Here is a 12638-nt window from a genome sequence, read left to right on the forward strand (position 1 = left end):
GAACATAGATAACTATGTGACCGGAGCGAGCGAACGCAGCCAACGCACCTGTGGCGCGAAATATGACGCGTAATCAGGCGGTGGCGCGTTCGTTCCAGCTATCGGAATGAATGATGTTGCCGTCTTTGTAGGTCCAGGTGATTTTTTCGTAACGCAGTTCAATGCGCTCAAGGTGGTTGTGCTTCTCTTTAGAAGGATCCTTGATGTCATACATTTCAGGATTCACTTTCACCACTTTCACGTTTTCCAGTTTGGTGTTGAAGTACTCGACTTCCTGGCCCGCGTCGTTGATTTTGTACCACCTGAATTCCGCAGACTTGAGGGTCTGACCGGTGGTCACAGCCTTGTACAGGTACGGGCTGGACGAGTCGATTTCCTTGGTGAAAAGGAACGGGGTGTGGATACGGGTACCGGTCAGCTTGCCGGTGTTGTTGTCCGTCGGGATGTACAGGTTATGTTCCTGAGCGACAACTTCGATGCTGCCTTCACGATCCTGAACGTCCACAGAACCTTTAATGTCCGCGCCGCCGTCGTCTTTCAGCCAAAGATAAACAGGAATTGCCATGGAATTACTCTCCATTGTGTTGTGATGCGTCATCATCCTGCGATGACGCCTGGGTGTGGCCCGGTATCTGACAGGCATTTGCCTGCGGTACCAGACTGATTTCGACACGGCGGTTGAGCGCACGGCCTTCCGGGGTGTCATTGGTTGCGATAGGACGGCTTGCGCCATAACCCTGCACCGCAAAACAGCTTTCCGGCACGTCACCGGTGTCACGCATCCAGTCGCGCACCGCTTCGGCACGTTTCTGAGAAAGCGTCTGGTTCAGTTGCGGATTGCCGGTGTTATCGGTGTGGCCAGCGACCACAATCAGCCAGCCTGGCTTCGCCTTGATACCGACCAGTGAGTTCACCAGCATTTTGGTGGAGCCAGCCTTCAGCATGGATTTGCCGGAATCGAACAGCGACATACTGTCGAGGCGGACAATTTTCGGTACCGGTTTGGGTTTCGGCTGTGGTTCAGGCGGCGGAGGCGGTGGCACATAAGAGCGGATCGCATCCAGCACAGGCATTCGCAGACGTTCCCCCTGATACAGACCGAGGCTCATCCGCATCGGTACGCCATTGCGCGCCCAGCCATCCAGCTCTGCCGCATCGTCACGCAGGACGGCAACGGCGTCGGCTTTTGGGCCGAAATCATGCATCGGGATACGGTCATAGCGGGCAATGTCGAAACTCACACGCTTCAGCAACTGACGATTGTTCCAGCCACTACTGAGCAGCGCAGCAATGGCCGCCAGCGTGAAAATACCGAGCGCACAGCAGAAGGCTCGCCCACGCGGCGTGACGCCTCGCCCTTCGGGCAGCAGCGGCAGGATAAAATCCGGGAAGGGGGAGATAACCGTACTGTCCGTTCCTGACGGCTGCCAGCCCGCTACCTGCTGCATCGCAGTTTGACGGGAAAGCCATGCAGTCCAGGCAGATGTGGCCAGACTTCCGGCAAGGATCGGTCCCATTCCCCACAGCACCGCGGCAGGCGCAATAACAGGAACGTCGGGATTCTCATCCATAAAGACAGCCTGGACGTGCTGATGGAACCAGCTTATCAGGCTGTTCATCAGCACCTGTTGCTGCATCGCAGGCGGCCCATTGGTGGTAACCCATGCAGCGATTGAACCCGGCGCTGAAGATTCACGCCAGACCCTCACCCCTTCACCCGGGATAGCCGCTTGCCAGAGCAGATCATTCATCATCGCGCTGCCAACCTGACCATTCAGAACCAGCGGCACAGAATGGCCCGTCTCTTTACGCAACTGGCTGATTTGCCATCGCAGGGCCAGCAGACGGCTGGTAAGCGTTTCGCTGTCGGCGTGTGTCTGCGGACAGACGCTGACCATCACCGACAGCTGTCGACCCCAGTCAGGTCGCAACCCCAGTACCTGGCGGGCTGCCTGCTCCAGATCCTGATGATCTTCCACTCGGATCCAGCAACCCTGCGTAACCGTAAGCACCGGTGACTGCTGCATACATTCCAGCGGCAGATCGCCACAGACCAGCACCACGGGCTGACGGTAAGTGGCTTCCGGAAGGTCATCCAGACGCAGGGTGACGTCATGCTCCGCACGACGACTGGCGACAGTCCGGAACGCCAGGATAAGCCCCAGAACGGTAAGCAGAACAAGTACAGAAACCAGACTGGATAGCGGCAGGAAGCCCAGGCAGACCACTGCACTCAGCAGGGCGGCCCACAGCGCAAGCCCGCGCTGCTGTGCAGGACTCATTTCACGGCCCCCGGTAACAGGGTCGCCAGCATCTGATCCAGCCAGTGATCCAGTCCCCACCAGAGTGCGGTGACCACCACCACGCTCAGGCCGATACACACGGGCCATGACGTTAGCCAACCACCCATTCCTCGTCCGGTACGGCTTTCTGCCAGTATCGGGTGAGTCTGCGGATAGCTGAACGGCGTGACATGTTCACTGAGCGCGTTGACGAGTTTCTGGCGCTCCGGATCATTCAGCGAGCGGAAACTGCCGAGGAACCCCAGCATCATGACCCGCTGGAAGCAGGTCACGACAGCATGGTCAGGCGCCGGTTCACGCAGCACGTCGCGCATCCGATCGCACAGCGTATCACCGGCGTCCATGGTGCCGAGGAAGTGCCCCTGCAGGGGAATGTCATACCACTGCACGCAGGCATCATCCTCCACACCGCGACCTTTTACGGCTTCATCAAGCAGCGCACACTGTGCAGTGAGAATATGCTGACAGCTGGCCTCATCGAGTTCGCTCGCTTTCAGCTCACGCTGCACACGCTCAACATCAGCAATGCAGCGCTCCCACAACGTGCGCCCTTCTCCATCCTGAAATGCTGGACCGTGACGCAGGCTGATTACCTGCAGCCAGGTCTCCTGCAGCAGGGAATCAATATCAATCGACGCAGCTGTGCTGCGTTTAGGCTCACTCATGTTCTCAGTACCGCAAAGAGTTCAAGTTCAGGCTCGCCGAGCATGCCCGGAACGTAAAACATACAGGTGCCGCCCTGAAGCATCTCGCTGGCCAGAGGATGAGAGACATCGAGGCTGAAATACTGGTTTTCCAGACGCAGCGGAATGGCGGCCGGCACATGACGCAGTGGCATCAGAGGGACGCCCACCCGTGATGAATTGACGATACCTCTGACATGATCGGGACTGCCGACCTTGCACTGGCGCGGGAACTGTTCCTGCAGCTGTGCCACCGGCATCGGTGAACGCACGGAGAGGTAGTAATCAGCCCCTTCGCGAAGGCGTGGGTCATGCAGACGGGCTTGCCAGAAGTGAAGCCGGGCATCATGATCAAGCTCAATCGCCACCACCCGCGACGGCAGGCTGGCTTCCAGCAGGTCGCCCAGTAAGTCAAAGAGCGGCGGGAAGACGTTATTCAGCTGCTCATGCTGCCAGGCCGGGATAGCACTGACCTGGTGTTCCAGCGAGAAGGTCAGCAGGCTGCCCGCAAGGCGTGCCAGTTCAGGATACAGACGTTCCGGTGGACTTTGTGGGTGGCGCTGAAACTGTCCGAGCACGGGTTCTGCGCTGTTCAGGGCATTGAGTAGCCAGAACAGAGACACATCCGCCACGGCAAAATCGGCCATGCGCTCGTTACTTTCACGACGCATATCCATCAGGCGACTCAGACGGGCACGCAGTTGCGTCATCAGCTGTTCCAGCTGGGTCACCAGCCAGCGGCTGCCCTGCAGAGCCAGCAGCGGCGGAAGAAAGGTTTCATCGAGTGCCCAGCTCCCCTGTGAATCCTGCTGCAGACGGGCGACTGGACAGGTCAGATAATCACTGTTGTTCTGATGGGCGAAACGCAGCGTCAGCTCTGGTTGCATCACTGCAATCTGGCGGGTATCGTCCCCAAAGGTGTTGCGGACATCCCGCCAGCGCTGGCGATAACGCACAGGACGCTCGGCCAACTCATCGGGTTTAAGGCAGTTTCCGCCATTTGCCCGCAGTAGCGGAAGCGCCAGAACCACCACCACTTCCTGTGATTCGCCCTCAAGCGCCAGCACTGGCGGCAAGTCGTCAGCATTATGCGTGTCGATAAGCGTGCCATCGGGGAAACGGATGTGCAGATGACGGGCCTGCAGGCGGCCCAGTTTCAGTGCATCCGGTTCGAAAGTGGCCTCAATCATTCCCCAGGGATGGGAGAGACCCAGTCGGGCAATGCATTCCGCAGACCAGGCCACGTACGCGGCCTGTTGCTGGAAGTGCTGGGGAGAGACCATAACGCCCCTGCCCCATAATGGTTGTTCCGTTTTCATTGGCTTCCTGCCTTAGCTTATGACTTGGCTTTCGGCATCTGGGAAACCAGCGACAGATTGACGTCCATCCCTTCCACCTGGAAATGCGGCACGGCATAGAGCTTCACACGGAAGAAACCCGGGTTGTCCTCGATATCCTCCACCGTCACTTTCGCGTCGCGCAGCGGGTGAGAAGCCTGCAGCTCGTCGCCCGGATCGGTCATTTCAGTCACCAGACTACGAACCCAGGTGTTCAGCTCAAGCTCCAGCAGACGACGGTCTTTGGTAGTCCCGATATTTTCCCGCTGTATAAGCTTCAGGTAGTGGGCAATACGCGACAGCAGGAAGATGTACGGCAGACGCGCATTGATGCGGCTGTTGGCTGTCGCATCTGCGGTGTCATACAGGGCTGGTTTCTGGGTCGAGTTCGCCGAGAAGAAGCACGCGTAGTCGCGGTTCTTGTAGTAGAAGAGCGGAATAAAGCCGAGATTGGCGAACTCAAATTCGCGGGTTTCCGGGATCATCACTTCAGAGGGGATTTTCACCTGATTGCCGGTGCCGAGGTCATACAGGTGGATAGGCAGATCCTGAACGGCACCACCGGCCTGCGGGCCACGGATTTGCACACACCAGCCGTTATTGATAAAGCTGCGCACCATGTTGGATGCAAAGGCGAAGGATGCGTTGGCCCAGAGGTATTTGTCGTGATCCGGGCCTTTCACTTCTTCAACATAGTTGAAGCTGCGCACGGGTACGGTATCCGGGCCATACGGCAGGCGGCCCAGCACACGCGGCATCACCAGACCGATATAGCGGGAATCATCCGTCTCACGAAACGATTTCCACTTGATGTACTCGGCACGGTCAAAGTAGTTACCGATATCTTTTATAGCCGCCACTTCCTCCATCGAATCCTTGAGGAAAAATTTAGGGCCAGCGGAGCCGATAAACGGCATATGCGCAGCAGCAGAGACTTTAGATATGTTGCGCAGAAGCGTTACATCCTGAGCGGAAGCATCAAACTCGTAGGCGGAAATCAGCGCGGCAATCGGCTCGCCACCCGGGGTGTCATACTCATCAATATAGGTATGCTTATACAGTCCGCTCTGGATAATTTCCGGGCAGTCTTCGAAGTCCTGTCGCAGGTCTTCTTTGGACATATCCAGCAGTTCAACCTTCACGTTCTGACGGAAATCGGTTTTGTCGACAAGCGATTTCACGCCGCGCCACAGACTTTCTACCGCCTGGAAGTCCTCATGGTGCATGACAGCATCAAGCTGACGACTAATCTGGTAGTCCAGCTCAGCGATATGATGGTCAATCAGGTTTTTGTCGAGTTTTTCAACTTTTGAGCCCGCTTTTGTCAGGCACTCCAGGAACACCTGCATCCCGGCCGTTAAACGTTCATCCGCAGTCGCATCCGACATCGCCTGCGCATCCTGCCAGATATCCAGTGCACTGAGTTCGGAGACCGGGTTCAGATTGATTTTTTTAAACAGAGACGCATAAACCCCACCAGCGGCCGGACGTTCCAGCACCACACTCTCGCCACCCGCGGCATTCTCATTTTTTACAGACATCAACATCTTCCTTATTAATCCGTTAAAACATCCTGACCGTTATGGCTGTTTAGGGGCCAGAGCAGACAACTCAGATCTGAGTTCTGCGCTTAATGCCGGGTCGAGCAGAATTTTTTCAAGCTCTTTCCGGAAAGCCTGATTGTCCAGCAGGTTAGCTTTTAAATCGCGAAGCAGATTACGCATGGAAAGCATCGCCTTCAGCTGAGGGATCTGCCGGGAAACCTGCTCAGGGGTGAAATCCTTCATGCTCTGGAATGTCAGATTGATATTGTCTTCGCTACCGTCACCGGCAAGCGTGTTTTTAACGGTGAGATTTACTTTTGGGGAATATTCGGAAAGTACTGAGTCAAAGTTATTTTTGTTCAGATTAACTTTTTTGCGTTCAGAGAGTGGCGCGGACTCCTGACCATTACTGAAGTCGCCCGCCACCAGTAATTTCAGGGGGAGTTCGGTTTTCTTGCTCGCCCCGCCCGTATGCAAATCAAGTTTTAAATTGATACGTGCCTTGGGTATTTCGGACTGAAAGGAAGAGTTAGACATGGCTGTCCCTGTTCTATGGAGTGATAGAAACCGCCACAGCCAGTGTCAAATATTAAGAATGGCTTACCCTGCCATAAAACATTCCTGCTATTAAACATTCAGTGAAAAGCAGGACCTGCGGTCAGAAGCGAGTACATTCCATTTACTGGCGATATGACGCGATGAAAGAGCGTAAATCCTGAATTTATTTTTCAGATAAACACCCATGGCGCGAGTTTAGAAATAGTGGGTCAGCTAAAGGAAATGATAATATGTAACCATATGTAACAAAGTAATCTTGCCAGAAAATATCTTATACTGATCTGATATATAAGATTTTTCTTAAGATTTCGGCTGTGAGGCGCATGATAGCTGGGACTAAAAAATGTTTCAGTGAATAGTTCATTGCGGGATTGAGCAGAGAAATTACCAAATGCTAAAAAGTGCGGTTCATGCTTTTTTTACAGGATAGCGGCAGAAAGTGAAAACGAGAACCAGCCCAAACGGGTTAGTTTTTATAATAAGTTATGTTAATGATTTGTGGCACTGTTATACGCTGCTAATGTGCCTGTTGCCGCTAAGAAGTTCATCGACTTTCCCGACGACACGCCGAGGGCGTCATACCATAAACCTGCCGGAAACGATGGCTGAAGTGGGCTGAAGAGTGGTAACCACACTGAAGGGCAATATCGGTCAGCGTAAGATCGGGCCGCTCAAGCAACATCCTTGCACGATCCATACGACGGCGCATCACGAACTGGTGCGGCGCTTCGCCAGTGGTGTGACGGAACATGCGGGCAAAGTGAAACTCACTCAATGCCGCTTCCTGCGCCAGCACAGACAGGGTTAAAGGCTGATCGAGATGGGTTTCAATAAATTCCAGAACCCGCCGTAATACCGCGGGAGCCAGTCCACCCCGCACCTGGGGCAGTTGCCACTTAACTTCGCTGTAGTGCTGCAACAGATGGGTCAGCAGTAATGTTGATGCGCTGCTCAGCGTCAGCTGGCTGGCGGGCTGTTGCCAGTCGCTGCTCAGCAGAAAGTGTCGATAGAGCTGGGTAATGCGGTCATCAACAGAGAAGATTTTCTCATGCAGGTTTAACTGCGCCGGACTGCGGTCCCAGACCTGTTCGGCTAGTTGCCGCAGCTGGTTTTCGCTGCAATAAAGATGAACAAAGGCGAGATCGGCACGCAGATCCCAGGTCGATTCCGTGCCAGCCGGCATCAGACAAAAGCGGTCCGGTGCGCCACCGTTACGCCAGCCATTAGGGGTTTTATGCCAGGTATCGTAGCCGCCCGCCACATAAAGGCTTAGCGTGTGATGATCGCTGAGGTTTGTCACGCGATCGCCACTATTAAACCAGGCTGCCAGCTGAATGCCGCTGTGAAGCTGCACCTGATCGCGCAGTTGTGCTTTGTGTCGTTGCAGCATGTCAAAGGTCTGGAAGCGACTCATCGGGGTATCAGTTCAGATAAACAGAGTGCCAGTTTACGGATTGCGCGGGACAGAAAACAGAGCACATCGGGACAGAGAGTAAAAATGCGCAAGATTTTGCAAACCCTGCGCAATCCGCTGCAAGACCAGGGAGCGTTGCGGGTGCAGACTCGGCGTTTTTTTCGGTGGAGAATCTGGTAATGAACCTGTTTTTGTATCTCTCAGTCGTGCTGATCTGGGGCACGACCTGGATTGCGATTTATGCGCAACAGTCTGCAGGCATCAGCGCCGTAACTGTCGCTGTCTTCTGGCGTTTTTTGCTGGCCTCGCTGGTCATGTTATTGCTGCTTAAGCTGATAAAGCGTCTGCACAGGCTGACGCTGCAGGATCACCTCTTCTGTGTGCTGCAGGGCTGTTGCGTTTTTGGCTTCAACTTTGTCTGCTTCTATTACGCCTCTGGCTATATCAGCAGCGGACTGGAGTCGGTCATTTTCTCTATGGCGGTGATGTATAACGCCATTAATAGCTGGATATTTTTCCGTCAGCGCCCTTCCGCACGTCTGATTCCGGCGATAGTGCTCGGCATGGCGGGCATTGTTGCGTTGTTCTGGCACGATCTGCGCAGCACTCAGGCCTCGGCCGGCTTGGTGTGGGGCATTGGGTTAAGTGCGCTGGGCACCCTGGGATTTTCATTCGGCAATATGATCAGTCAGCGGCATCAGCGTCTGCAACGTGACGTGCTGACAACCAACAGTTACGGCATGTTATACGGTGCGCTGATCATGGCACTGGTCTCGCTGCTGCAGGGTGTTTCGCTGCAGCCGACATGGAATACACAGTGGTTTGGGGCATTGATCTATCTGGCTATCGTGGGATCGGTGATGGGATTCGGGGCCTATTTTACGCTGGTGGGACGTATCGGACCCAGTCGGGCTGCCTATACAACGGTGCTGTTTCCGCTGGTGGCGCTGGCACTCTCTACCCGTTATGAAGGATATGAGTGGCATGCCAGCGCCATCCCTGGCCTTGTCATGATTTTACTGGGCAATATCGTGATGTTTGCCCGTTGGCCGGCAAGTCGTCGCCGGATAATCATCTGACGCGGAGGCGGGCTGAGGCCCGCGTCCGGATGGGCGTTATGCCCACTGCTGCTGAAGGAGTTTCTGTGGTTTATTGATCGCTTTACGCGCAATCCAGTAGAGCAGAACACGCTCATCGTCACTATCACGATCGGCCATCGACAGCAGTTTTAATGCCAGCGTCGATTTGGTCACAGGCTGTTGTTCTGTACTGAGTTCAATCACCGCCTGACCGATGATGCAGCAAACTTCATCCTCACTGGTGCTGGATTCATATGTCCGGTCTTTCATATTTCCTCCTGATAAGTGAACTCTTAGCCTGGCAAATAATCTGTAAACCTGCTCACAGAATCATCTGATTGAAACATTATCTTACGGCTAATTACGCTTAATCATTAAGCTGCCGTTTAGCTTACTTTTGACGCGACGTTGCCAACCCCTCCCGATACCATTCATACCGCCTGAATGGCATTTCATTCCCCAATCCGTTCCGTTCATGCCTTTACTGCTCACGCGCGCGAATCACTGCTTTATTCTGACCGCAGTTTCCAGATTCCCGGACGGGAGAGAAAAATTATGAACCAGACTCAACAGGCTTCTTACCAGCGTGCTCGCTGGCTTACATTGTTCGGAACGGTAATCACTCAGTTCGCGCTGGGGTCAGTCTACACATGGAGTTTGTTTAACGGCCAGCTGTCACAGAAGCTGGATGCGACGGTCAGTCAGGTCGCTTTTTCGTTTGGTCTGCTGAGTCTGGGGCTGGCTATTGCCTCCTCGCTGGCCGGTAAATTACAGGAACGTTTTGGCGTACGCCGCGTCACTATCGGGGCGGGTGTGCTGATGGCGCTGGGTTTCTGGCTTACCGCGCATGCTAATAACCTGATGATGCTCTATTTCAGCGCCGGACTGCTGGTGGGTCTGGCGGATGGCGCAGGTTACCTGATGACGCTCTCAAACTGCGTGAAGTGGTTTCCGGAGCGCAAAGGGATGATCTCTGCCTGTGCGATTGGCGCTTACGGTCTTGGCAGTCTGGGATTCAAATTTATCTGCGGGGCGCTGCTGGCAACAGTGGGTCTGGAGCAGACCTTTATGATCTGGGGCGTGCTCGCGATGTCGATGATTATCCTCGGTGCACTTCTGATGCGTGATGCCCCCCTTCAGGATACCGGGAGCAGCACGAATGGTCAGCAACATGCGCGGGATTACACGCTGGCACAGTCGGTGCGTCTGCCTCAGTACTGGATGCTGGCGCTGATGTTCCTGACAGCCTGCATGAGCGGTCTCTATGTGATAGGCGTTGCCAAAGATATCGGCGAAGGGCTGGTGCATCTGACTACGCAGACCGCTGCCAGTGCGGTAACGGTGATTGCGATTGCCAACCTGAGTGGCCGTCTGGTGCTGGGCATACTGTCTGACAAAATGATGCGCATCCGGGTTATTTCACTGGCGCAAATCGTGTCGCTGATCGGGATGAGCGTGCTGCTGTTTACCCGAATGAATGAGATCACCTTCTTCCTGTCACTCGCCTGTGTAGCCTTCAGCTTTGGCGGTACCATCACGGTATTCCCGTCGCTGGTCAGTGACTTTTTCGGCCTTAACAACCTGACAAAAAACTATGGTCTGCTCTATCTCGGATTTGGTATCGGAAGCGTGCTGGGCTCACTGGTCGCCTCGCTGTTTGGCGGGTTCACCGTCACCTTCAGCCTGATTATGACGCTGCTGGTCATCTCCCTGTTCCTGTCACTCACCATCCGCTTACCACAGAGTTCTGTTACAGCAACACCTGTATTGCAACGTCATTAACCATCACGACGGGCCGCGCCAGAGCGGCCCGTTCACGTTTAGCCGCGGAATCGCGGCTCTGCCATGCCCGCCACAGAGACGTTCACCGCAAAAATATCGCCTGACTGCGGATAGCGTGCCAGCTCCTCTTCGGTGCGATCTTCCCGTGAACTGGTAATAAACAGCGTTTTAAGATCGGCGCCACCAAAGGCCACCATGGTTGGCCACTTCACCGGCAGCAGGATCTCATCGACGATTTCGCTGCTCTGGGGATCGATGCGTACTACGCGTCCGCCATCAAACTGTGCGGACCAGTAAAATCCTTCGCTATCCACTGCGGCACCATCCGGCAATCCACCTTTAGCGTCGAAACGGCGGAACAGGGTGCGTTCGCCCGGTTCGCCCTGCGCATTTAATGGATAGCGATAGAGCGCTTCATTCGGCGTGTCACTGTGATACATCCAGCGCCGGTCGGGAGAGAAGGCCAGCCCGTTGGAAATTTTAATGTCACGCGCTTTGACCTCCAGCTTCAGGTCAGGCGTCACGCGGCACAGCAGCCCGCCATTTTTGTCCTGCGGTTCCCACAGGCTGCCGCACCAGAAATTCCCCCAGGGATCAACGCGGCCATCATTAAATCGGCTTTGCGCAGCCTCACCGGGATTTTCTGCGATCTTTTTCTCTGGCTTGCCCTGCGCATCCAGCAGCCAGACACCGCCACGCAATGCAGCTATCAGGCCGCCCTGCTCACGCAGACCGATGCATCCCACCTCTTCCGCCTGCGGGAAGGTTTGCAGTTCACCGCTGACCGGATCAAAACGGTGAATGGCGGGTGCCAGAATATCGACACAGTACAGCACCTGTTCTTCCACTGACCAGAGCGGGCATTCGCCCAGTTCAGCCTGTAAAGCCAGAATATTTTTAACGTCATGCGCCATGTTTCTCTCCCATTGAACTGACATGCTAATAATGTAGTTGTAAAAACTTTCAAATGAGAATTATTTTCGCTTGATTTTGAGACTATTCTCTTTGATAGTATTTACTATTCAGTTCATTCTTATTTCTTTATTATTCTCCGCTGCAAAACGCAGCACTCTGAAATATTCCGTCATACCTTCTTAAATAACTCTACAAAGCCTGCATCTTCACTCCACTTTTCCAGCGTAGTGTCATAGTCATTGGAAAAGAGGAGAAGCTTCCGATGAAGAGATTAATTAAAGTCGCTTCGGTGGTTGCGCTGATGACCTTATTAAGTGGTTGTATCATCAGCCCCAGACACGACAATGGCTGGCACCGCGGGGGTGGCGGCGGATATCATGGAGGCTACTATGGAGGTTATCACGGTGGGTATCATGGCGGTCACCATCGCCGCTAACGGGCAAAGATGTCACACAGCATAAAATAAAAGCATTAAACTTTAAGGGCGGGATAATTATCCCGCCCGTTTTATTTAGCTTTTTACAGCATAATTACACTGGAACCACGCTTTCTGCAGTCCCGGAATATGACTCTCCTGCACAGGTAACGCCTCGACTTTATCAAAGCCTTTATTGCTGCAGTAATTCGCCAGATCAATATTCATTGCATCACGATTGACCTTTACCGGGTCAAAACGGTACTGCACGGTATTTGAGCCTGGATCTTCATCTACACGTTCAAATGCCCCGGGTTTGCTGGCAGTACATCCACTCAGCAAAATCAGCGCCAGTGCGCCGGTTATTAGTTTTTTCATTAAGTTATCCTCACGTTGCCGCGCAGTTTATGACGCAGCATGCCGCGCATCCATAGGATTAATGCGCGAAAGTTCAAAACTTGAGAAGCTTTTACCGATTAATGTAATACGATTAAACGGCTATCACTATCATTCACGGCGTGACAAGATGCATTCAGACAAAACGAAGACTGCACCACACCAGGAAATGCCAAAAATAAAAATCTGTTCCTCTCTTCCCTGCCCGCGCT

At 54.0% G+C, this 12638-nt stretch carries 12 protein-coding genes; 2 read left to right on the forward strand and 10 right to left on the reverse strand.

The features are described from left to right. Positions 1-73: 73 nt before the first annotated feature. From hcp to HFD87_RS12055, 7 genes are all read right to left on the reverse strand, one after another. Entirely contained in the window at positions 74-565 is a 492-nt protein-coding gene (gene hcp, locus HFD87_RS12025) for a type VI secretion system effector Hcp (RefSeq protein WP_033758542.1), read from the reverse strand. A 4-nt stretch (positions 566-569) separates the two neighbouring features. Beyond that, positions 570-2282: an OmpA family protein gene (locus HFD87_RS12030; RefSeq protein WP_167423483.1), complete on the reverse strand. Its 1713-nt coding sequence runs from the start codon at positions 2280-2282 to the stop codon at positions 570-572. Then, entirely contained in the window at positions 2279-2968 is a 690-nt protein-coding gene (gene tssL, locus HFD87_RS12035) for a type VI secretion system protein TssL, short form (RefSeq protein WP_167423484.1), read from the reverse strand. Before tssL ends, HFD87_RS12030 begins: the two co-directional genes overlap by 4 nt. Continuing rightward, positions 2965-4305: a type VI secretion system baseplate subunit TssK gene (gene tssK / locus HFD87_RS12040; RefSeq protein ID WP_167423485.1), complete on the reverse strand. Its 1341-nt coding sequence runs from the start codon at positions 4303-4305 to the stop codon at positions 2965-2967. Before tssK ends, tssL begins: the two co-directional genes overlap by 4 nt. 17 nt (positions 4306-4322) lie before the next feature. Next, a complete protein-coding gene (tssC, locus tag HFD87_RS12045; RefSeq protein WP_167423486.1) occupies positions 4323-5870 on the reverse strand; it encodes a type VI secretion system contractile sheath large subunit in 1548 nt (515 codons plus the stop codon). A 33-nt stretch (positions 5871-5903) separates the two neighbouring features. Beyond that, positions 5904-6404, reverse strand: coding sequence for a type VI secretion system contractile sheath small subunit (tssB, locus tag HFD87_RS12050; RefSeq protein WP_010671384.1), 501 nt, complete (start codon positions 6402-6404; stop codon positions 5904-5906). 565 nt (positions 6405-6969) lie between these two features. After that, complete coding sequence (locus HFD87_RS12055; protein ID WP_167423487.1) at positions 6970-7839, reverse strand: helix-turn-helix domain-containing protein; 870 nt, start codon at positions 7837-7839, stop codon at positions 6970-6972. Between the two features lie 179 nt (positions 7840-8018). Here HFD87_RS12055 and HFD87_RS12060 point away from each other — a divergent pair, with 179 nt between their 5' ends. After that, a complete protein-coding gene (locus tag HFD87_RS12060; protein WP_167423488.1) occupies positions 8019-8918 on the forward strand; it encodes a DMT family transporter in 900 nt (299 codons plus the stop codon). Positions 8919-8954: 36 nt separating this feature from the next. Here HFD87_RS12060 and HFD87_RS12065 read toward each other — a convergent pair whose 3' ends face one another. Next, positions 8955-9188, reverse strand: a complete 234-nt coding sequence (locus HFD87_RS12065; protein WP_010257893.1) for a hypothetical protein — start codon at positions 9186-9188, stop codon at positions 8955-8957. 285 nt (positions 9189-9473) lie between these two features. On the opposite strand from HFD87_RS12065, the gene HFD87_RS12070 reads away from it, so the two are divergent. Continuing rightward, positions 9474-10700, forward strand: a complete 1227-nt coding sequence (locus tag HFD87_RS12070; protein WP_022624176.1) for an OFA family MFS transporter — start codon at positions 9474-9476, stop codon at positions 10698-10700. A 38-nt stretch (positions 10701-10738) separates the two neighbouring features. On the opposite strand, the gene HFD87_RS12075 is transcribed toward HFD87_RS12070, so the two are convergent. Continuing rightward, positions 10739-11614 (reverse strand): SMP-30/gluconolactonase/LRE family protein, encoded by an 876-nt coding sequence (locus HFD87_RS12075; RefSeq protein WP_167423489.1) that lies wholly within the window; start codon positions 11612-11614, stop codon positions 10739-10741. Between the two features lie 512 nt (positions 11615-12126). Next, entirely contained in the window at positions 12127-12408 is a 282-nt protein-coding gene (locus HFD87_RS12080) for a lipoprotein (RefSeq protein WP_010671379.1), read from the reverse strand. Positions 12409-12638: the final 230 nt, after the last annotated feature.

Source organism: Pantoea sp. EKM21T (genome assembly GCF_011800405.1).
In the GTDB taxonomy this organism is placed as follows: domain Bacteria; phylum Pseudomonadota; class Gammaproteobacteria; order Enterobacterales; family Enterobacteriaceae; genus Pantoea; species Pantoea agglomerans.